Origin of the sequence: Enteroscipio rubneri (genome assembly GCF_002899715.1) — a bacterium.
Lineage (GTDB): Bacteria > Actinomycetota > Coriobacteriia > Coriobacteriales > Eggerthellaceae > Enteroscipio > Enteroscipio rubneri.
This window is the reverse complement of record NZ_PPEK01000005.1, coordinates 42,057-63,824: the sequence shown is the minus strand read 5'-3', so window position 1 is coordinate 63,824 and position 21,768 is coordinate 42,057. Positions and strand designations below refer to the sequence as shown.

Sequence of the window (21,768 nt, the reverse complement as noted above, 5' to 3'; positions counted from 1 at the left end):
CCTTCCCGTTAGGCCTGAGGTTGCGGACTCGGCGTGATCGAGTCGATGTACACTTGGGCGGGAATCTTCGCCTCGTCGTCGACGGGGAACGCCATCCTCGCATAGTGAACGGTGCGTAGGTTCACGTCATAGCCCTGGTCGGTTTGCACGGGAATATCATTGGTGAACTTGATGGCGTCCATGGGGCACACCTTCACACACGCCTGCTCGCCCTTCGGGCCGCCCTCGTGGTTCCAGAACGGCGTGTTCTTGCACAGGTCGCACTTCTGTGCGTGCCGCTCCTCGAAGTTCCACTGAACGCGCGAAGGGGTGAACGGACACGCCTCCACACAGCGCTCGCATCCGATGCACTTGCCCTCGTTCACGGTGCGGACGTTCGTATCGGGATCGACGTGCATGGCGCCCGTCGGGCAGGCGTTTACACACGACGGCTCGGGACACTGACGGCATTGGTACTGGAAGATGTCCTCGCCGAAGCCCTTCAGAACGTTCTTGCTCACCTGGATGCGCGACAGCGATAGGTTCTCCTTGCCGCTGTGCACGAGCGAGCAGGCCAGCATGCAGCTTTGGCAGCCGGCGCATTTTTTCGTGTCGACAAGCAGGTAGCCATCGGACGCCTCGATGGCGTACACGCCGTCGGGCAGCAGCAGGCCCACGATGCTGCCGCCGATGACGGCGCCGATGCCCAAACCGCCCAGTCCGACGAGGAACTGGCGGCGGGAAAGACCGCTCGGCTCGATCTGGGGAGAGGGCGGCTGCGGCATGCCCTCGGTCGCGCTCTGTTCGGTGTTCGTCATGCTTGCTCCTCCTCGTTTTCGTCCTCGTCCGCACCTTCGTCGCCCGCGCCCTCGCCTTCGTCGGAAGGCAGGTAGGGCCGATACTGCGTCATGCGCAGGTCGAGCAGTTGGCGCAGCACTTCTATCTTGTCGTTGTAGGTCTCGCACCCACCCAGGCGCTCCTCGAGCACGTTCGCGAACGCGGTGTCTCCAAGAACGTCGCGCAGCCACGCGACGAACCGGTCGAACTCCACCCACGCGAACGACCCCGACGAGCCCAAGCTCGCGCTGCCGCTGTTGCCGTCGAGAAGGAACGCTGCCGCCTCGCGCAGACTGTACAGGTACATCGTCGAGTTTCCACGGGCCGCCGCCATGCGAGTGCACACGAAATGCTCGCCCCAGACGAGGTCGCGCAGAGCATGCTCCGCCTCCTCGGGCGTGGGCGGGGCGAACAAGCGGTCGGCTTCGGGAACCTCGAAAGCATCCTCGCCCAGGCCGGTCTCGTCCACGGCCGGAACCGTTGCATCCTCAGTGCTCATTGTGCACCTCCGTCCTCGATGGGCGTGTTCACGGCGGGCGCCTCGGCACCCTGCGGATCCTCGATGACGCGGCCGGACTCCTTGAGGCGGCGCACCCAGATCTTATGCTCGCGCTCGGCCTCCTCGCGCGGCATCCAGCCGAATATCATCGAAGGGAACGTCTTCCATGAGAAGGGCACCACGGCTGCGAAGAACACGTGCGCCAGGAAGAACAGAAGCATGAGCGCGGCAGCGACATCGTGAGTCCACGTGATGACGTTCATGAACGGATCGGGCAGCGTGAGCACCACATGCGCGAGCGCCTTCACTAAGCCGGACACCACCAGCAGCACCGAGCAACCCAGCGCCATGAGGTAGGCGATCTTCTCGCTCTCGAAGTACTTGTCCTCCTCGACGGGCGAGAGCTTCTTGAAGCCCAGTTTGCGCCCATAGTGGTGGATGGTGGTGACCACGGCATCGCGCGTGGGAAGGTGCTCCTTGAAGCGATGACTCGAAATGACTGTGTTGCCCAGGTAGAAGAACGTCCCGAACAGAAACGATACGGCAGCCACGAAGTGCACGTTCATCCAAAGGACGGCCTCGGGGCCGTCGGTCACGAACGCGGGCGTAAACCGAAGACCCAGGACGATGCCGGAGATGAGGCACACGGCAACGCCCAGTGCATGGGTCCAGTGCGAGACGCGAGCCGGCGGGTCGTGTCGGTAAACCCGATCCCCCGCAATCATCGGATCGCGCCGCTTGACGAGCGCCGCGCAGAAAAAGCCCGCGAACGGCGCCAATGCCACGAGCCACGGCAGTTGGTCGAACCAAGGCATAGCTGCTCCTTCCCTTCGGACCGACGTTTGATCATCGGCTTCTCTGCGACCATGATGCGATCCTGCGATTTTCTTTAGCAGGCTTGCGAAGTTGATCGGCACGTCATCGGATGATGAACGGTGAATTTTTTGAGGATTTTTCCGTAAGCGGATGACAAACGGAGACTACTGGTGTTTGTCATGATGCCGTTCACCTCGGTTTCCCGGCCGGCCGCTTGGACAAATGATTTTTTCTCTCCGCACGTTCGATAGAGCCGCAGCCCGACAAGCTCGTCCACACCGGCATGCGGTCCACCATGCGCGCGCCGCCTTCCACGTCGGCGCGCGCGATGCGAGGCTCTCCGAGCGGATTCGCCGCGCCGCCGCATGGCGATGCCGTCTCTGCACTCCGCCGGAGCCTTTCCGGTCGATGCCGGGTTTCCGACAGACCCGCGACAACGTTTCGGCTTCCTGACCGCTCGCTCTACAGGGGGAAACGGCTCGAAGGGGCCGCGAGCGCGCAGCGCACGTCGCCCTACACTCACGTAATGCAAACCAACGGCTTCTTTCCCCTCTGGGGCCGAAGCCTCGACACCGTACCGATAATCGAATGAGCGGAAGGAGGCGTCCGTGCCGTACCGGGGCCTACCCTACATCGTCACCCAAAAAGCCGACTACAACAGCCGCGTCGACCTGTACGCGAGCGAGCACCGCCGCCTCCCCAGCAGCACGCATGGCATCCGCTACTCGTCCACCCCTCGTCGCAAGCCGAGCATCGCCACATTCACGCCCTCCGAAACGGTAAGGCCTCTTGCAACGGAGCCGGATTCTCGCGGTGAACTCAAGCTCGAGCGCGTAAATCCCAAGCGCGCGCTCGCGGCCATTGCGGCCATCGTCCTCTTCGCCCTTGCGTGCGCGTTCGCCGGCGTCTTCGCCGCGCGGGCCATCACCGGATTCGTAGGCGGCGGAGAGGCCAATCCCTATGGCAACGACAATGCCACGAGAGCCGCAAGCCTCAGCGAATCCCAGTCAACCTGGAAGAAGGGATCGGTTCCCACGCTTTACCAGGACGACCCGCAGTGGGCTGATCGCCCGTATGGTTCGGGCACGGTCGCTTCGGCAGGCGCTGCACCGTTATGCCTGGCCATGGTGTATATCGAATCGACCGGGGACGTCCAGACCGATCCGGTCGAAGTGGCTTCCTTCTCCCAGCGCAGCGGATTCGCCGACTCGTCCGATGCGGCACCGCTCCTCACCGACGGGGCCGCTGAACTGGGCTTGGCCGTCGAACCGGTGGAGGCAAGCGAGTCTTCCATCCGGCACGCTCTTGTGGGAGGCCGGCCCGTTATCGCCGCAGTCGGGCCCGGTGCTTTCGGGGACGAAGGCACCTATATCGTGCTTGCCGACATCGACGAGCATGGCATGCTCATCGTTCACGACCCCCTGAGCAGCGAGCGCTCGAGTCGCCATTGGTCGTTCGAAGAGATCTGCTCGCAGTCGAAAGCCCTGTGGTGCTATCAAGCCTCCTAGGCCCGCCGCACCGCGCAGTGCGCGCGCTCGCGCCGTTCCTCGCCTTTCTCATCGGCGCGATGCCCCTATAATGGCCTTCGTCGAAAACCCGCGACCGATCGTCACGGCGCGCCATCATCCACGGAGGAGAGAGCATGGAGGACTACTACCGGCTGAGCATCGATCCCGAAGCGCGCATCGCGCCCAACGCCACCCTCGTGGGCGATATCGCGCTTGAAAGGGACGTGACCATTCTGTTCAACGCCACGCTGCGCGCCGAAAAGGGCGGGCGTATCGTGGTTGGCGAAGGAACAAACATCCAGGAGCAATGCTGCCTGCACATCGAATACGGCCGCACCCTCACCGTCGGCCGGGGAACGACCGTGGGTCACGGCGCCATCCTGCACGGCTGCACGATCGGCGACAACACGCTTGTAGGCATGGGCGCCATCGTCATGAACGACGCGGTGGTAGGCGACAACTGCCTCATCGGCGCGGGCGCCCTCGTTCCCAACGGCATGAGCATCCCCAATGGAACGCTCGTGGTTGGCATGCCGGCCAAACCGCGTCGCATGCTCACCGATCAGGAGATCGCGGCCAACCGCCGTTCGGCTGAAGGCTACGTTGACGACGGAATCAACCTCGCCGAGAACGGCATCATCTTCAGCGGAGCGAACCTGCCGGCCACAAGCATGACCATCGCCATCAGGTAGCCCGTCGCCGGCCCCGAGCAAGCGGGCGCATGCTACAATACGTTGCGTTTTGCGCGCTGGGGCCTGTCGGCTGCGGCCGCGACCAGGGGGATACCGCAAGCGAGAACGAGGATGCGACCGTGATCTACAACAATGTGCTGGAAGCCATGGGGCGCACGCCCCTCATCCGCCTTAACCGCCTCGCCGAACCCGGCGCCGCCGAGATACTGGTGAAGTTCGAAGGCGTGAACGTGGGCGGATCGGTGAAGACCCGTACGGCTTTTCAGATGATCGAAGAGGCCGAAAAGCGCGGCGAGATCGGCCCGGACAGCATCATCGTCGAGCCGACGAGCGGCAACCAGGGCATCGGCCTGGCGCTCGTATGCGCGGTGCGCGGCTACCGCGCGCGCATCATCATGCCCGATAGCGTATCGGTCGAGCGTCGCAAGCTCGTGCAGCATTACGGCGCGGAGGTGGTCATCGTGCACGACGACGGCGACATCGGCAAGTGCATCGCCGAATGCATCGCCATCGCCGAACGTATGGCGGCCGAGGATCCGCACGTCTACGTGCCCCAGCAATTCGAGAACGAAGACAACCTGTTCGCCCACAAATACCACACGGCTCTCGAGATCGTGGAGGACGTGGAGGGTCCAGTACACGGATTCTGCTCGGGCATCGGCACGGGAGGCACCATCTCGGGCGTCGGCCAGATTCTCAAGCGCCTGTACCCCGAGGTGCGCATATGGGCCGTCGAACCCGAGAATGCAGCCATTCTCTCGGGAGGGGGCATCGGAACGCATTTGCAGATGGGCATCGGCGATGGCCTGATCCCTGACATACTCGATCAGCATATCTATGACGACATCTGTATCGTCTCCGACGAGGAGGCCATTGACACTGCTCGTGCGCTCGCACGCGAGGAGGGCCTGCTCTGCGGCGTATCAAGCGGCACGAACGTGGCGGCCGCACGCCGTCTGGCGCGCACACTCGGTCCTGGCAAGACGGTGGTCACGCTGCTGCCCGACACCGGCGAGCGCTACTTTTCGACCGCGCTGTTCGACGGCGAATAGCGAGGGCAGCGCGTAGCCGAGCGTGAACTACCGAATGCTCACGAGCATAGACTGATAGGCCGCCTGCACGCGCGCGCCGTGGCTCATCCGGGCGCACGCCGCAGCCAGCGCATCGACGGGAAGGCGATAGGTGTTGTTGTTCTGCGAGATGTGCATAGCCACCACCTGCTCGAGGCGGTCCGACAGCAGCGTCTCCAGCTCGGCGGCAGCCTGATCGTTTGACAGGTGCCCTGCATCCGATCCCACTCGACGCTTGACCGGGTAGGGATACGGACCGTCGGCGAGCATCTGCACGTCGTGGTTGCTCTCGAGCGCGAGTATGCGCACGTTCGTGAGAGCCTCATGAGCCGCGCCCGTCACCCTACCGGTGTCGGTCATGAACCCTACCGCGTCGTCACCGCCTTCGAAGCGGAAGCCGCACGATGATGCAGCGTCGTGCGAGGTACCGAATACGTGCACCGCCATGCCGGCCACCGAAAGCATGCCGCCAATGGGCAGGGCTCGCAGATCGCAGGCGTCTTCAACAGATTCGATCTCCTTGCTGGCGGCCCGCACGGCATCGTCCACGTACACCGTCGGCTCGACGCCCTGCTTCGCCAAGCCCCGGAGCACCACACCAACGCCCTTGGTGTGATCGGTGTGGTCGTGCGTGACGAGAATAGCCGCAAGCTTGGCAGGATCGAAGCCCGCCTCGTCGCAGCGGGCAAGGAAATCGCGCTTGCAGATACCGCAGTCCACAAGCACGCCCGCACCCGTGACGGTGTTTTCCACGATGGCCGCATTGCCGCGGCTGCCGCTGGCCAGCACGTGCAGGCGCAAGCCGCCAGCGCCCATGGCGCAGGAGCCGTCGGCGCCGTCGGCCTCCGTCCATGCCGCCGCGCAGGCGTCCGCCCGTCTGCAAGCGACCACCGCTTCTCGTGATACCGTCCCTTCAAAGGAAAGCTGCACGCTCCACCCCGTCTTTCACCGCTTCTCGATGCGGCTTCGATTGTACCCGAAAGCGGGTGCGAAATCGGGCCGTTCGCCAAGAACGACGCAACTCCTTCGACGTCTGCCGATACTCGCTACGACAGGACGGCAGCCTTGTGTACCCGATCTCGCACGATCCGGTACAACTGGATGACGAGCGTCGGCGCGAAGGCGAGCAGGACGATCTGGCCCGCATGCGCAAGCGTTACGTCGGCCACTAGCAGCAGAGGATGCAATGCGGGGACGAATAGAACCGCCGCCAGCAGCGCAGCACCGCCGGCGAAGGCAAGGAGCGTAAAGCGGTTCGTGAACAATCCCAGTTTGGGAAGCGGCGCATCGGCGCGGCAGTTGAACCCGTGGAACAGCCGCGCAAGCGAGAGCGTGGCGAACGCCATGGTCATGGCAAGCGGAAGACCCGCGTCGCGTTGCCCAATAAAGAACGCGGCCATCGTGGGCACGGCGATGAGCGCACCTTCGACGACGATCTGCCCGATCAACCGCCGGTCGAGCAGCGGCGCTTTCGGATCGCGCGGCTTCTGGCGCAGAAGATCGTGGCGCGCGGGCTCCATGCCGATAGCCACAGCGGGCAGACTGTCGGTGAGCAGGTTGATGAACAGCAGATGCACCGGCGCAAAGGGCGCAGCCAATCCCGCGATCGAGGCGAACAGTACACACATGATGCCTGCCATGTTGCCCGACAGCAGAAAGTGCACGGTGTTCTTGATATTGGCGTACACGCTGCGACCGTTCACGACGGCCTTCACGATGGTGGCGAAGTTGTCGTCCGCGAGGATCATCGAAGCCGCATCTTTGCTGACCTCGGTTCCGGTGATGCCCATGGCAACTCCGATGTCGGCCTTTTTGAGCGCAGGCGCGTCGTTCACGCCGTCGCCTGTCATCGACACGATGCAACCGCGGCGCTGCCACGCGTCCACGATGCGTATTTTATGCTCAGGCGACACGCGCGCGTACACCGAGACGTTCGGCAGAATCCGATCGAGCTCCGCATCGTCCATCTCGTCGAGCTCCACGCCAGCGATGGCGCGATCCCCCTCCTCGAAGATGCCGATCTGGCGCGCAATGGCGGTGGCCGTGACCTTATGGTCCCCTGTGATCATGATGGTACGGATGCCTCCCTCCTTCGCATCCGCAACCGCCTGCACCGATTCAGGCCGAGGCGGGTCCATCATCGCCGCGAGCCCGACGAATGTGAAGCCGTACTCGTCGTCGAGCGTGAGCGGACGCGCTTCGGCAAGCTCCCGCTTCGCGAAGGCGAGCACGCGCAGTCCTTCCTCGGACAGACGCTCGTTCACGCGTAGAACGGCTTTTTTCGCAGTCTCGTCCAGAGGGACAGGGCCCGCATCCGAGAGCACCGCGTCCGAGCGGTCGAGTAGCACGTCGAGCGCGCCTTTGGTGAGCATGGTGGGCACGCCGTCGAGCACGTGCAGCGTGCTCATGAGCTTGCGATCGGAATCAAACGCAAGCTCGCTCGTTCGAGGATGCTCCGAGCGGTAAGACACCTCGTCGATGCCGAGGGCGTCGCCTATCTGCACGAGCGCCACCTCGGTGGGGTCTCCGATGGACGTGCCCGCGTTCTCGTCGGTGATCGCGTCGCTGGCCAGAAGGCCAATGCGAACGAGCTCGTGCTGCGGGCCGTCGCCGTAATCGACATCCGCTGTATCCACCAACCTGCCAGCCGCATAGAGCTTCTGCACGGTCATGCGGTTCTGCGTGAGGGTACCGGTCTTGTCCGAGCAGATCACCGACACGCTGCCGAGCGATTCGACGGCTTTGAGGTCCTTGATGATGGCATGCTGGCGTGCCATTTTCTGCGTGCCGATGGCCAGCACGATGGTCACGATGGAGCTGAGCGCCTCAGGGATGGCCGCCACCGCCAGCGCCACGGCGAACATGAGCGCATCGAGCACGCCCGTGCCGCTGCGAACCACCGACAGCACGAACACGAGCACGCAAACGGCCATGACGCCCACCGCGAGTTTTTTCGAGAATTCGTCAAGGCTTATCTGGAGCGGGGTCTTACGCTGCTCGGTCTCGTTCATGAGCGACGCAATGCGGCCGATCTCAGTTCTCATGCCCGTGGCCGCAACCACCGCCTCGGCGCGCCCGTACGTGACGAGCGACCCCGAAAACACCATGTTCGCCTGATCGCCGATGCCCACCTGGCCCTCCTCGATGGCGTCGGCGGACTTCTCCACCGCCTCGCTCTCCCCCGTCAGCGCGCTCTCGTTCACTTTGAGCGAAAAGCTCTCCAGCACGCGTCCATCGGCCGGCACGAGGTCGCCCGCCTCCAGCACAAGGATGTCGCCCGGCACCACATCGCGCGCGGGCACCTCGACCAGCTCGCCATCGCGGCGCACCTTGGCTACGGGTGCGCTCATGGCCTTGAGGCTGGCCAGCGACTGCTCCGCCTTCACCGTCTGCACCGTGCCCAGCACGGCGTTCAGCACGAGGACGACCAGGATGACGACCGTGCTCTCAACGTTGCCCGAGACGGCCGAGACCAGCGCGGCAACGGCAAGAATAGCCACAAGCAGGTCCTTGAACTGGCTGAGAAAAACAGCGGCGACGCTCTTGCGACCGGAGTCCTCCAGCTCGTTCGCGCCGTCGCGTTCGAGCCGCGCAGCCGCCTCCGCGGCCGTAAGACCCTGCCTATCCGCATGCAACTTGGCCAGCGCCTCCTCAGCCGTCAAGCTGTACGCCTTTCCTTCCATCGCCCGCCCCTTCCTGAAAGCCCACGTTCGCACCCTCATTTAATCACGCGTCGCTCAAGGGCATGGAACACCGTTACCCTGCCGTCACGCGGCACCGCTCCCGATTCACCGACGTTTGCCGAGCAGTTCATCCCCTCGCGACCCGTTTCCGCTATCATAAGTGGCTCAACGAGAAGACCGATGCAGGGGAGACATCATGGGGGCAGGGTCGTTTTCTAGCTTTTTGCAGCGCAAGGATATCGTGATATCGTTTCAGCGCTACGCCATCGACGCGCTGGCGGCCATGGCGCAAGGCCTGTTCGCATCGCTTTTGATCGGTACCATATTCGGAACTGCGGGCGATCTTTCAGGCATCGCCTTTTTCGGCGAGATCGGCGCATTCGCCAAGAGCGTGGCCGGACCGGCCATGGCTATCGCCATCGGCTACGCCTTGAAAACCCCGCCGCTCGTGCTGTTCTCGCTCGCCGCAGTGGGCTACGCCGCCAACGACGCTGGCGGGGCAGGCGGTCCTCTGGCCGTGCTCGTCATCGCCATCGTCGCTTCCGAGTTGGGCAAAGCCGTTTCGAAGGAGACGAAAGTCGATATCATCGTCACCCCGGCCGTCACTATTATGTGCGGCTGCGGGCTCTCGCTGGCTCTTGCACCGTGGATCGGGGCGGTCGCCTCGTCCATTGGCGGGTTCATTATGTGGGCGACCGAGCTCCAGCCACTGTTCATGGGCATCATCGTCTCCGTCGTTGTAGGCATCGCCCTCACGCTGCCCATATCGTCGGCCGCCATCTGCGCAGCGCTCGGACTCACGGGCCTGGCAGGCGGTGCAGCCCTGGCCGGCTGCTGCGCCCAGATGGTAGGGTTCGCCGTGATGAGCTTCCGCGAGAACGGCTGGGGCGGCGTCCTGTCGCAGGGCATAGGCACGTCGATGCTCCAGATGAGCAACATCATGCGCAAGCCGCTGGTCTGGATCCCGCCCATCGTCGCCTCGGCCGTCACCGGCCCCGTGGCCACGTGCCTGTTCCAGCTGCAGCAAAACGGCCCCGCCATCGCCTCGGGCATGGGAACATGCGGGCTTGTCGGCCCTATCGGCGTGTACACCGGATGGGTTGCAGACGCGGCGGCAGGCGCCGCCGGACCGGGCGCGTTCGAGTGGATCGGGCTGATCGCGATCTGCTTCATCCTGCCGGCTGTCATCAGCTGGGCCGTCTGCGCGCTCATGCGAAAAGCGGGCGCCATCGACGAGGGAGACCTGAAGCTGGAAGACTAGCCCCGCGGCGAGACGATGGAATGCCTGTCGACGGATCGCACAAGATAAGCAGTCTATCGAGGGCGCGTAGCGCGGTCCATCGATAACCGGGCGCTGCCGACGGACCGCGCGTTCGGCTATACTGGATCGCCGAAGCAGAAAGCAGGTGACAGCTCATGGCCCCTTCCGAAACAGGCATCCCTCTTGAAACCAGACAGCTCGTCTACCGCGTCCTCGTCGATGAATTCGGGTTTGCAACCGACGTTCCCATGGCGAAGGTGGGCGCCGCGCTTCTGAGCGCGGGCATCGACAAAGAGGATTATGGGTACTCGAAGCTCAAGGCGTTCCTATCCGACCTTGGCGGCTTCCTCACCTTCACGGACATCGTGGCCAACGGCGTTCCTCAGCGCCTCGTCACCATCGTGGAGCGCGACGGCTGGACAGCCGCCAGCAGCAAGCCCACCCTCTCCCCACGCCCCGTTGCGCCAAGCAAAGAACTCGAGCGATTCGCCTGGCTAGGACCTTGGGACGTCTTTTTGCCCAAGCTCGCATCACTTGCATTGCCCGAGTCCTGGGACTTCGGCACGCCGGATCCGAACGGACATCGCAACGTGATCTTGAAAAGCTACATCTGCACAACGTTCTATCGGCTGAAGCTCGAGGGCAAGGTGTTCGTCGATGCGGAAGCCGGATTCGCCGCGTTCAACACCGGCCTTGTCGATAGGCGCTACGACGATATCTTCGCCTGCTTCGAGCCGAGCACGAGCGGCATTCCATGGCGCTTTACCGGGTTCTGCACGCGTGGTTCGCGCGGCCTCGGCAAGCGGCTCGTAAGCTTGTTCAACCCACTGCCCGAACCCGCCTCCTACTTCGAACGCAAGGAGGATCTGCTATTCGATGCGGAGAGGGAGCTGATCATCGACTTCGATCACGTGCTCGTCGACAACCTGGCACGGCTCCCCATGGACTTCCTCGAAGACGAACTCCATGGCAACGACGAGGCACAGACTCTGCTCGAAACGGCACGGGCGGCAGACCCGACCGAGCGGGCGGCCTGCTTCGAACGGGTGGGTCGCATCGTCGAGAACGATGCGCGACTGTTCCGCCGACTACGCTCCCGTCTGAAGGACGCCGTCGACATGGCGCGCAAGCGCGTGCGTTGGAACTTCAAGACGGCCATCCCGTCATACTACCCGCGCGCGAATGCGATGAGCCTGCTGCTCCCCCTGTGCCTTACCGACGACGATCAGGTGGACGCCGCCCTTGTCGTGCAGCTTGTCGAATCGGGCAACTACCAGGGGCAAACCGTCCTGACGATGGAGCAGGCGTACATGAATGCGCGTCTTATCTGCCGTCCGGATAGCGACTGGCTCACCCCACTTCGCTGAAGCGCAGGCCGACGGACGCGCCTACAGCTGCTCGACGATACCCGTGATTAGACGCGCGAAGTCCGCCTCGCGCGTCTTCGCCACGTCGAGCACTTCGAGGCCGGTGGGGCTCGCGCCCTCGATGCCGCAGCCCATGTTCGACACGAGCGAGATGCCGAGCACGCGCATCCCCACGTGCCGCGCGGCGATGACCTCCTCGCACACGCTCATGGCCACCGTGTCGGCACCCCACGAGCGGAACATGCGGATCTCGGCCGGCGTCTCGAAGCTGGGGCCGAGCGCCCCGAGGTACACGCCCTCCTGCACGCGCACGCCGCGCTCGGCGGCAACGTCGTGCGCGATGGCGCGCAGCTCGGGGTCGAACGCGTCCGCCATGGAGAAGAAGCGGTCGGACAGGTTCGCCGGGTCGGGCGCGGCGATGGGGTTGCGCCCCGTGAAGTTGATCTGGTCGCTCATGATGCAGAAGTCGCCTACCTCGTAGTTCGGATTGAGCGCGCCAGCCGCGTTCGTGGTGATGAGCGTGCGCACGCCGAGGCGCTCCATGAGCCACACGGGGTACGCCACCTCCTGCGCGCTGTTGCCCTCGTAGGCGTGCAGGCGGCCCTGCATGGCCAGCACGCATTTGCCGCCGAGCGTGCCGCACACGAAGCGGCCCACATGCCCCTTGGCCGTCGACATGTTCATGCGCGGAATCTCCACATAGGGTATGCGCACGGCATCTTCGATCTCATTCGCGAGCGGATTCAAACCCGAACCCAGCACCAGACCGATCCTCGGATCGCGGCCATCCAGGCGCTGGCGCATGGTGTACGCCGAAAGTGTGAGATTGTCATCAAGGATGTTGCGTTCCAGCATAGGGCCCTCCCTTGTTCGCGCGTTCACCTCATTATAGCGAACCCCTCCGTGCCCCGCATGGCCCCAAGGTTCGCCGCGGAACGTGAAACCGGCGTCTGCGATTGCCGTTTTTGACCCGCGCCGACGCGAAGCGACGCGGGACGGCGCGCCTACGGGCGGCGCGCGGTCAGAATGCGGGGACGTCCGGCGAGGTCATGTGCGATGCGGATATCCGTGAAGCCGGCATCGCGGGCGAGGGCCGCAGCCTCACCCAAGCAGGTTTCATGCAGCTCGAAGGCGAAGGCGCCGTCGGACCTAAGGGCGCGGGCGCACCAGGGCAGCAGGCGGCGCAGCACATCCAGGCCATCCGCACCGCCGTCGAGCGCGAGCGTCGGCTCGAAGTCGGCCACAGCGCGCGGAAGCTCGGCCAACACCGACGTCGGCACGTAAGGAGGATTCGACACCACGAGGTCGAAGGTGCCCATAAGCTTGGCGTCGATACCCTCCCCCAAGTCGCACTGAACTACCTGTACGCGCTTATCCAGGTTGAGGGTGGCAACGTTCTCGCGGGCAAGGGCGATGGCCTCAGGCTCGATGTCAGTGGCAATGACATGCACGAGCGGATGCTCGTAGGCGATCGAACAGGCGATGCAGCCCGAGCCCGTACAGAGATCGGCCACACGAAGCGGCCCGGATAACTCGGAAGGCATGGAGGACGCAGGTGCCAGCTGAACCTCGGTGGCAGGCTGAACCTCACCCCGATCGGGCGCTCGCAAGGGACGTTGGGCTCCGAGCGCATCATCCGGTGACGCCTCGGGGGCGGAATCCATCGCAATCCGCTTCGGCACGGGCGGCAGGAGCGTCAAAGCCTCGCTCACCAGCACCTCGGTTTCGGGACGCGGAATGAGCACGCCTGTACGCACGCGCAGCGTGATGTGCCGAAATCCCACATCGCCCGTGATGTACTGCAACGGCTCGCCCGTGCCGCGGCGGGTGACGTAGCCGCGCAGCACATCGCGTTCGTCCATCGACAGCGGACGCTCGAAGTTTGCATACAGCTCGATGCGAGAAAGGCCTGTTGCCTCGGACAGCAGCCACTGCGCGGAGAGGCGCGGGTTCTCGTCGCCCTTGCGCTCAAGATAGCCCACCGTCCAATCGAGGGCGGCCTGAATGGTCCAGATATCGTTTTCCATATCGCTTCCTCTGCAAACCGCCCGCACGAGACGACGGATTCGGCACTCCCGCACCCAACATGCCTGTTCGCGCACTTCCACAAGGCGAAGCCTGTCATCTTCGGACCGACGCATCTCGCAGGTGCGAAAAGGGGCGCGACCAAGCCCTCTCCGGCACGAGCCTTCGACTTTTCGTACTTCAGAGCCCGTTTCGCCGCATGCCGACCACCTCGGGGCCGATCGACGAAATATTCGGAGTTACACGGCCGCTTCCAGCTTCTGCGCGCGATCGGCTGCTTGCAGGGCGGTGATGACGTCGCCCAGGCCGTCGCCCAGCAGCACGCCGTTGTAGGTGCCGTTGAAGCCGATGCGGTGGTCGGTCACGCGGTCCTGCGGACCGTTGTACGTGCGGATCTTCTCCGAGCGGTCGCCCGAGCCGATCTGCGCGAGGCGCTTGGCGCCTTCGGCGGCCTGCTGCTCGGCGAGCATCTTCTCGTACAGGCGCGCGCGCAGCACGGCCATGGCCGCGATCTTGTTCTGCAGCTGCGACTTCTGGTCCTGCGACTGCACCACCAGCCCGCTCGGCAGGTGCGTGATGCGCACGGCCGAGTCGGTGGTGTTCACGCACTGGCCGCCCGGGCCGCCGGCGCGGTACACGTCGATGCGCAGGTCGTTCTCGTTGATGTCGACCTCCACCTCGTCCGCTTCAGGCAGCACGGCCACCGTTGCCGTGGACGTGTGGATGCGGCCCTGGCTCTCGGTTTTCGGTACGCGCTGCACGCGGTGCACGCCGCTCTCGAATTTCATGACCGAGTACACCTTGTCGCCCTTGACTTTGAACTGGATCTCCTTGAAGCCGCCGGCTTCGGAAGGCGACACGTCCATCGTCTCGGTCTTCCAGCCCTGCGCGCCTGCGAAACGTTCGTACATCTTGTAGAGGTCGCCTGCAAAGAGGGCTGCCTCGTCGCCGCCGGCTGCTGCGCGGATCTCCACGATGATGTCCTTGTCGTCGGCTGGGTCGGCCGGAATGAGCATGAACTTGATATCCTCTTCGAGCGCAGGCAGCTTAGCCTCGATCTCGGCGATTTCCTCCTGCGCGAACTCCTTCATGTCCGCGTCGGCGAGCATCTCCTTTGCCGCAGCCAAATCGTCGGCTGCCTGCACGTACTCGGACGCCTTGTGCGCGAGCGGCCCCTGGCTCGCATACTCCTTTGCCAGGCGGTTGTATTCCTTCTGGTCTGCGAGCACGGCGGGATCGCCCATGCGCCCCTGCAGGTCCTCGTAGGCCTGGATGATCTTGATAAGCTTTTCTCGCATATCGGTTTCTTGCATGTGCATGCTGCCCTTCACCACGTGGCCGCGCACTCGGCAGGCCGAGTGCGCGGAGAGCGCCCACTCTGCTCGCGCAAATGGGCGCTCGTGCTGTTAACCGGAATATGATACCAGATCGAATGACGCCGCGCAGCATCCCGCCGGGAAACGTCCCCTAGATGGCCAAGTACTCGGCCGCCTCCTCGGCGCACAGCGCGCCATCGGCCACGGCGGTGACCACCTGGCGCAGGCTCTTCGTGCGCACGTCGCCGGCGGCGTACACGCCGGGCACCTCGGTCGCACCCGACTCATCGGCCACGATGTAGCCGGTCTCATCGCGCATGAGAGCGTCGTCCAGAAACTCGGTATTAGGCTCGGTGCCCACGGCAACGAACAGGCCGTCAACCGCGATGTCGCGTTCCTCGCCCGTCGCAAGCATTTCCACCCGCACGCCAGCGAGCGCGCCCTCTTCGGCCACGAGCTTGCGCGGAACGGCGTTCCATACGAACTCGAGGTTTGGCAGATCCTCCAGGCGCTTGTGATAGATGGCGGTGGCGCGCAGCTTGTCGCGCCGATGCACGAGGTACACCTTCTTGCAGATGCGCGACAGGTAGATGGCATCGCCTGCAGCCGTGTTACCGCCGCCCACCACCATGGCCGTCTTGTCGCGGAAGAAGTTACCGTCGCAGGTGGCGCAGTACGAAACGCCGCGGCCCTGCAGCTCTTCTTCCAATTCGAGGCCCAGTTTGCGCGGGCGGGCGCCCGTGGCGATAATGACACTTTTCGCCCGGTATTCGCCGAACGCGGTCCTGAGCACCTTGGGATTCACGGTGAAATCGACGGAGAGCACCTCCTCGCCGATATGACGGCATCCGAAGCGATCGGCCTGCTGCTTCATCGAGAACGCCAATTCGAAGCCGTTCGCGCCGTCGGGAAAGCCGGGATAGTTCTCCATGTGCTCGGTCTGAGCAAGTTGCCCGCCCGGCGATATGCGCTCGAACAGCACGACGTCGAGTCCCGCCCGCGCAGCGTAGAGCCCTGCAGTCATACCCGCCGGCCCTGCGCCGATGACAGCAAGATCGATGACGGGGTCCTGTCCGTCTGTCGCAGCCTGCTGGTGTGCAGTATCCATGGTGCAAGCCTCCTGTGAAAGCCCGATGTTTCGTCGCAGTATAGGGCGCATGGAGCCGTGCGTAGGTCGCCGCTGCTATTCTGCGCAGAATCTTCGGGAAAAGGTTACCGGAAAAGCAGCAAAAGGGCGACGAGCCGATACCGAGCTGAACCCTCGAGCTTGAAGACGCCACCTCGCCCGGCTCGCGCGCTTGCCTCCGCCGCACGCCAGAGGAGTACGAGCGCGCAGGGCAAACCGACAACGCGCACGTGACGGATCGGATGAGGGGAAGGCGGATAGCGCTTTGCGCGGTACGATGTCCCCATCGAAAGGAGCTCAACCATGGACCCTGCCAACGACGCCGAACGGCGCGACGACGCGAGAGGCGCCGACCTGCATACCATCTACCTGGCCGGCGGCTGCTTCTGGGGGCTTGAAGCCTTCTTGAGGCGGCTGCCCGGCGTCCGTGAGACAATAGTCGGCTACGCAAACGGATCGACCGAGAATCCCACCTACCGGGACGTGTGCCGATGGAACACCGGGCACGCCGAAACGGTCGCGGTCACCTACGACCGTCGCATCATGCCCACCGAAATGCTCCTCGATGGCTTTTTCGAAGCCATCGATCCCACGAGTGTCAATCGCCAGGGCAACGATTGCGGCACGCAGTACCGCAGCGGCATCTTCTGGCAGGACGAGACCGACCTACCTGCCATCGAATCGGCCGTGCGCCGGCAGCAGGCGCGCTACACTGACCCCGTCGTGACCGAAGTGGAGCCGCTCGACGGATTTTACCCGGCCGAAGAATACCATCAGGATTACCTCACGAAGAACCCTGGGGGATACTGTCACATCGACATGCGCGCAGCCGATGCATTCGTCAAGCGCATGGGCCTTGCCGAGGGACGCGCCTGCGTACAATACGACGGGCTCTGCGAAGCCGTCGACGGCGGTCTGCACCCAGCGGAATCCGAGCATCCGAGCAGCCGTTCGGACGGGGCTGCGATGCCGGCGGGCGCCAAGGAGCCCGCAGCGGCGACCACTGCCGAGGAAGCGGCCGCGGCCATTGCCTCGCGCGTCTACGCGGCGCCCGACGACGCCGAACTCCGCCGTTCGCTGAGCGACCAGCAGTACCGCGTCGTGCGCGAAAACGCCACCGAGCGCCCCTTCTCAAGCCCTTACGACCGCCTGTTCGAGCCGGGCATTTACGTGGACGTCACGAGCGGCGAGCCGCTGTTTGCAAGCTCCGACAAGTACGATTCGGGCTGCGGCTGGCCCGCGTTTTCACGCCCTATCGCATCCGACGTGGTGGCCGAACGCCTCGACCGCAGCTTCGGCACGCTGCGCACCGAAGTGCGCAGCCGTGCGGGAGACGCCCACCTGGGCCATGTTTTCACCGACGGTCCCGCCGATGCGGGCGGTCTGCGCTACTGCATCAACGGTGCCGCACTGCGATTCGTGCCGCTCGCGCGCATGGACGAAGAGGGCTACGGATATCTGAAGCCTCTCGTGGAGCAGGAGCCCGTCATGCGCTGACGCGTGAGCAGATGGAGGGCCCCCTCTATCCCGTTGCGCCATCCCGCACGCAACGAAGGCTGAAACCGATGCTCGACGGCTCCGCTTCGAACGCTCGGAGCTAGCAGGCCTCGCCCGCAGGACGAGGAGCCGTCGCGGCAGCCCTACGGCGATGGCGGAAGCGCAGAAGCGCGCCAGCCGCGCAGGCCAGCACCGTCTGCACGATGGTCACGGAGAGCCAGATGCCGTCCACGCCGGCCACCTGGGCGATACCGAACACCACCAGCACGACGAGCACCGCCTCACCGTACACGATGGCGCTCGAGGCCTTCGCATCGTCCACCGCATAGAAGTACGAGGTGGATGCATGCGTAAAACCGTAAAACACATAGGCCGTAGAGAAAATCGGCAGCGCCCAGGCCACGATGGCGGCCGTCTCCGCCGACGAGCCGAACAGAAGCGGCACTTGGTTGCGCAGCAGGTACATGGCCAAGAGCCCCAGCGCGCCCAAGCTGATGGTAATGAGGTAGTTCGTGTTCCTAAACCGCCGCACGCCGTCGGCGTCGCCCGCGCCGTAGTGCTTGGAGATGAGCGGTTGCGAGCCGTCGCCCACGCCCTGGATGAGCATCTGGATGACGCAGGCGGTGTAGGACACCACGGCGTAGGCCGCGAGAGCCGTCTCGCCGCCGTAGATCGACAGGTTGATATTGATGGCCACGACCGTGGCCTCGGGCAAAAGCGTCAGGCCGAACGGCGCCATGCCCAGCTTCAGCGCATGGGCTGCGATTTTGCCGTCGGGACGCAGGTCGGCCCGCGCAATGCGGTTCTTCTTCAGCAGGAAGAACGCGAGCACCGGCACGAACGCCGCAGCCTGCGACACCGCCGTGGCCGCGGCGGCGCCGGCTGTGCCCCAGCCCAGCAGCATGACGAACGCATAGTCCAATGCCACGTTCATCAGGCCCGCGAACACCTGCACCGCCATGGCGAAGCCCACGCGCCCCTGGTTGCGGATGAGGGGCGTACAGCCCGTGACGAATATCTGGAACGGGACGCCCCATGCGATGACGCTCGTGTACGCCACAGCCTGCGCGAGCGTGCCGCCCTGGCCTCCCAGGAGTCGGCAGATAGGCTCGGCCGCGAACAGCAGCAACGCCATGACGGGCAGCGCCGCCAAGAGCAGCATGATGAACGTCGTGCCCACGGCGCGCCGCGACTTCGCCTCGTCGCCCGCGCCGCGCGCGATGGACGAGATCACGCCGCCGCCCATGCCGATGCCCGTGCCCACGGCCATCACGAAGGCCACGAGCGGGAACGCCACATTGATGCCGGCGACGCCCGCGTCACCCACCGCGTGCCCCACGAACATGCCGTCCACGATGCTGTAGACGCTTGCCAGCGTGAACGTGAGCATCGTGGGCAGGATGTAGCGCAGGTACTCTTTAAGCATGCTTCTCTTGATCATAAGTATTCGACTCCGTCTTGGACCTTGCCCTTGATTCGACCGGATGGTACTCTAAACCTTAAAGTCGCTTGAAGGTAAAGATGTCCTATCCGATCCTTCTTCTAATCTTCAAAAAGAGGACGGGTGCGATCAGGAAAGGGCCTTCCGGATCACAGCCCCTCGCATCAGGAGCGCCCATGGGAGAGCCCAGGTTCTACGACATCAAAGACGCGGCGCGCTATCTTGGCGTCGCTCCTTCCACGCTGCGGTACTGGGAGAGCCGCGGCTTGATAAGCGCCGGGCGCAACGCGGCGAACGATTACCGCCGGTATACGGTTCACGACCTCATCCATGCGAGCGAGATCGCATTCTACCGCAAACTCGGCGTTCCTGCGAAGGAGCTCGAATCCTATCGCACGCTGAGCGCGAAGGGCCTCGATGCCGCGCTCGCCCTTACCGAGGCGAACATCGAGCAACGCATTGCCGAGCTGGAAGCCATGCGCGCCAGGCTTGCCCAGCAGCGCGCGCTCAACGCCGCCGCTGAGCAGCTGCGGCACTCGGGCATGCGCCCTGCCCGACCCGCCATCGCCCGCCTCAGCGCCATCGACTACGATGCTCCCGAGCCTTGGAAGGTTCTTGTCGAGGAGCCCTGGCGCTACGGTGTGTTCATCGACGCGCGTAATCCCGCCCTCGTGCATGAAGCAGTGGCCGACGCCCACCCCGGCAAAGAAACCGTTCTTTGGCAACGCATCGAGGCTGAGCACAATACGGGCTGCCTCGAATGCCTGCTCAAGGTTGCACCTTCCATGGATGCAAGCAACGTCGACGAGCTCCTAGACCGGGCGCGCGCCAGCGGGGTTGAGCCGGAAAACGTCGCGGGCACCTATCTTCTCACCGCGACCGATGATGAAGGCCGCTGGGACTTCTATCGCGCATGGATTGGAGGAATGCGCACGCAGCCGACGGCGAGCTGCTAAGCTTTCCTTCGCACGTCACATGTTCTTGCGTTCGTATTCGATGATGTCGAGCAGCGCCTGCTGAGAGTGTACGCCAAGCTTGCGGTACACCTTGCGGATATGCGTCTTGGTAGTCGCCTCGGTCACAACGAGCTGGGTGCTGATGTACTCGCAGTTGCGTCCCTTGGCCAGCAGGTGGAATACTTCCGCCTCGCGCGGCGACAGGCCGCGCGTCGAGGCAATGGCGTCACACACCTTACGGAACTTGGATTCTGGCGCCACCACATCGCCCCACGGTCGCAACACGCCCCATCCCACCTGGGACAGCGAATTGCCGAACGCGAACAGCGCAACGAGGAGAATGACGAACACCGCGACCACCGATATCATCGCCACCTCGTAGCGGCTGGCAGCGGCTTCCATGAGCGAAGCGCCGATGGTCGAGCCCACGAGCTGGCCCGCCTGGATGGAGGCGATGCCTGCAGCGCAAAACTTCATGGCGGGCACATGTTTGTTCTTGCGCGCGAGCGCGGGCCAAAGCGCCCAAAGGATGATATAGAAATACTCGTAGCCCAGCTGGTGGAAGAAGAATCCCAGAACCTCGAACGATCCGGGCAACGCCACGCAAACGAAGCCCATGGCCATGAGAGGCAACGCCACCTGGTAGGTCAGATGGTTGAAGTCCATCTTGAACACGCTCATGGTCAGCAAGATGGTCAGCGCCCCCAAGACGAGAGCAACGATGTTGATGATGTCGCGCAACGCCAGCAGATCGGCACCCGCGAAGACGAACATGCCCTTCATCACGCCGTACGACGTAGCGAAGAACATCGAGATCACGATAAGCCCGATCAGATCCTTGCGGTACTTGACGCGCGCCGGCTTGCCCACCGAGCCCGGCTCCTCACGCGCAAGCTGGGACGTGCCCGCGCGGTAGCGGAGGACGACGTCGCGCTGGAACCAGAACAGGCCCATTTCCAACAGAGGGAACAACGCCACCGCGAACTGTACGACCGAAGGGGCGAAGAATATCGAAACCATATAGAAAAGGCCGCCGACGATGGTGGCCGCCACGCCGTACACCACCGTTTGGCGCATTCCGAGGATGGCGAGCAGTTCGCCCCAGAGCACAAACTCAATAGCCGATCCTGCTCCGGTGAGCACCGCGCCTGCCACATAGCCCGCGAATCGTGCGCCCGGCGCGAACAATGCATCGGGATAGGCCACCATAAACGTGCCCAGCGATGTGAGTACGGCGGCGGCCACCATAAGCGGCACCCTCCACCCAACCGAGCCAAGGCGCTTGCCGAGGAAAAACAACACGATAGGCGTCGCGAAGTTCGACAGAAGCGAGAAGAACCACAGCGGGTCTACGAGTAGCGCGCCGCCGTGCTGCAATCCCGCAGACTCGAACACGGGGTAGAACGACGAGCTCCAGAAAAGTATCCAAATCCACGACCAGTGCAGAGCAAGGCCGACGACGATGGCTGGACGCACGTCGAAGTCGAACATCTTCTTGACTTTCTGAAGCACGGGCACGGCTCCCACCCCCCTTTGGCGGCCCCCCTGGCTCGCCCATTGTAATCGCAAACACAGGATAGCGCATCTGAGGGGCATCATCCCAGAAGGATGATTTCACCGAATCATCCCTGCGTATTCGAAACCGTGCCGCGCAAGATGCTAGTCTTCGAGCATCGGACAAGGGCTGCGATACGC

General features: G+C 64.0%; 18 protein-coding genes. 7 read left to right on the top strand and 11 right to left on the bottom strand.

Annotated elements, in window-relative coordinates; all coding sequences use genetic code 11:
* Positions 1–8 precede the first annotated feature (8 nt).
* Genes C2L71_RS05870 through C2L71_RS05860 form a run of 3 tightly spaced genes read right to left on the bottom strand, consistent with a single transcriptional unit; the run spans position 9 to position 2,130 of the window.
* Entirely contained in the window at positions 9–797 is a 789-nt protein-coding gene (locus tag C2L71_RS05870) for a 4Fe-4S dicluster domain-containing protein (RefSeq protein WP_239926404.1), read from the bottom strand.
* Positions 794–1,315 carry a hypothetical protein gene (locus C2L71_RS05865; RefSeq protein WP_103264855.1) on the bottom strand — a complete coding sequence of 174 codons (522 nt, stop codon included), beginning with the start codon at positions 1,313–1,315 and terminating at the stop codon, positions 794–796. Before C2L71_RS05865 ends, C2L71_RS05870 begins: the two co-directional genes overlap by 4 nt.
* Positions 1,312–2,130, bottom strand: a complete 819-nt coding sequence (locus C2L71_RS05860) for a cytochrome b/b6 domain-containing protein (RefSeq protein ID WP_103264854.1) — start codon at positions 2,128–2,130, stop codon at positions 1,312–1,314. The genes C2L71_RS05865 and C2L71_RS05860 overlap by 4 nt, the downstream gene beginning before the upstream one ends.
* A 609-nt stretch (positions 2,131–2,739) precedes the next feature.
* Between C2L71_RS05860 and C2L71_RS05855 the strand changes: the two genes are divergently transcribed.
* The 3 genes from C2L71_RS05855 to cysK all read left to right on the top strand — a co-directional run bounded on the left by C2L71_RS05855 (position 2,740) and on the right by cysK (position 5,383).
* Positions 2,740–3,639 (top strand): cysteine peptidase family C39 domain-containing protein, encoded by a 900-nt coding sequence (locus C2L71_RS05855; protein WP_103264853.1) that lies wholly within the window; start codon positions 2,740–2,742, stop codon positions 3,637–3,639.
* A 134-nt stretch (positions 3,640–3,773) separates the two neighbouring features.
* The gene (locus C2L71_RS05850) at positions 3,774–4,331 is read left to right on the top strand and encodes a gamma carbonic anhydrase family protein (protein WP_103264852.1); all 558 of its coding nucleotides are present in this window, start codon (positions 3,774–3,776) and stop codon (positions 4,329–4,331) included.
* 29 nt (positions 4,332–4,360) lie between these two features.
* Positions 4,361–5,383 carry a cysteine synthase A gene (gene cysK, locus C2L71_RS05845; RefSeq protein ID WP_239926402.1) on the top strand — a complete coding sequence of 341 codons (1,023 nt, stop codon included), beginning with the start codon at positions 4,361–4,363 and terminating at the stop codon, positions 5,381–5,383.
* Positions 5,384–5,410: 27 nt separating this feature from the next.
* Here cysK and C2L71_RS05840 read toward each other — a convergent pair whose 3' ends face one another.
* Both C2L71_RS05840 and C2L71_RS05835 read right to left on the bottom strand, forming a co-directional pair.
* Positions 5,411–6,217: an MBL fold metallo-hydrolase gene (locus C2L71_RS05840; RefSeq protein ID WP_103264918.1), complete on the bottom strand. Its 807-nt coding sequence runs from the start codon at positions 6,215–6,217 to the stop codon at positions 5,411–5,413.
* Positions 6,218–6,447: 230 nt separating this feature from the next.
* On the bottom strand, positions 6,448–9,084 hold the full coding sequence (locus tag C2L71_RS05835; protein WP_103264851.1) for a cation-translocating P-type ATPase: 2,637 nt from the start codon (positions 9,082–9,084) through the stop codon (positions 6,448–6,450).
* A 196-nt stretch (positions 9,085–9,280) separates the two neighbouring features.
* Between C2L71_RS05835 and C2L71_RS05830 the strand changes: the two genes are divergently transcribed.
* Together C2L71_RS05830 and C2L71_RS05825 are read left to right on the top strand one after the other, a co-directional pair.
* Positions 9,281–10,345, top strand: a complete 1,065-nt coding sequence (locus C2L71_RS05830) for a PTS sugar transporter subunit IIC (RefSeq protein WP_103264850.1) — start codon at positions 9,281–9,283, stop codon at positions 10,343–10,345.
* Between the two features lie 155 nt (positions 10,346–10,500).
* Positions 10,501–11,712, top strand: coding sequence for a DUF3825 domain-containing protein (locus C2L71_RS05825; RefSeq protein WP_103264849.1), 1,212 nt, complete (start codon positions 10,501–10,503; stop codon positions 11,710–11,712).
* A gap of 21 nt (positions 11,713–11,733) precedes the next feature.
* Here the strand turns inward: C2L71_RS05825 and C2L71_RS05820 are convergent, their stop codons facing one another.
* From C2L71_RS05820 to trxB, 4 genes are all read right to left on the bottom strand, one after another.
* The gene (locus tag C2L71_RS05820; protein WP_103264848.1) at positions 11,734–12,567 is read right to left on the bottom strand and encodes a purine-nucleoside phosphorylase; all 834 of its coding nucleotides are present in this window, start codon (positions 12,565–12,567) and stop codon (positions 11,734–11,736) included.
* A gap of 149 nt (positions 12,568–12,716) precedes the next feature.
* Entirely contained in the window at positions 12,717–13,739 is a 1,023-nt protein-coding gene (locus C2L71_RS05815; RefSeq protein WP_103264847.1) for a N5-glutamine methyltransferase family protein, read from the bottom strand.
* Between the two features lie 237 nt (positions 13,740–13,976).
* Positions 13,977–15,050 (bottom strand): peptide chain release factor 1, encoded by a 1,074-nt coding sequence (gene prfA, locus C2L71_RS05810; RefSeq protein ID WP_204600461.1) that lies wholly within the window; start codon positions 15,048–15,050, stop codon positions 13,977–13,979.
* Between the two features lie 154 nt (positions 15,051–15,204).
* Entirely contained in the window at positions 15,205–16,161 is a 957-nt protein-coding gene (gene trxB / locus C2L71_RS05805; RefSeq protein ID WP_103264845.1) for a thioredoxin-disulfide reductase, read from the bottom strand.
* Between the two features lie 321 nt (positions 16,162–16,482).
* On the opposite strand from trxB, the gene msrA reads away from it, so the two are divergent.
* Complete coding sequence (gene msrA, locus C2L71_RS05800; RefSeq protein WP_103264844.1) at positions 16,483–17,676, top strand: peptide-methionine (S)-S-oxide reductase MsrA; 1,194 nt, start codon at positions 16,483–16,485, stop codon at positions 17,674–17,676.
* A 100-nt stretch (positions 17,677–17,776) separates the two neighbouring features.
* Here the strand turns inward: msrA and C2L71_RS05795 are convergent, their stop codons facing one another.
* A complete protein-coding gene (locus C2L71_RS05795) occupies positions 17,777–19,117 on the bottom strand; it encodes an MATE family efflux transporter (RefSeq protein ID WP_103264843.1) in 1,341 nt (446 codons plus the stop codon).
* A gap of 176 nt (positions 19,118–19,293) precedes the next feature.
* Between C2L71_RS05795 and C2L71_RS05790 the strand changes: the two genes are divergently transcribed.
* Positions 19,294–20,073 (top strand): MerR family transcriptional regulator, encoded by a 780-nt coding sequence (locus C2L71_RS05790; protein ID WP_103264842.1) that lies wholly within the window; start codon positions 19,294–19,296, stop codon positions 20,071–20,073.
* A 15-nt stretch (positions 20,074–20,088) separates the two neighbouring features.
* Here the strand turns inward: C2L71_RS05790 and C2L71_RS05785 are convergent, their stop codons facing one another.
* The gene (locus C2L71_RS05785) at positions 20,089–21,591 is read right to left on the bottom strand and encodes a helix-turn-helix domain-containing protein (protein ID WP_157938931.1); all 1,503 of its coding nucleotides are present in this window, start codon (positions 21,589–21,591) and stop codon (positions 20,089–20,091) included.
* Positions 21,592–21,768: the final 177 nt, after the last annotated feature.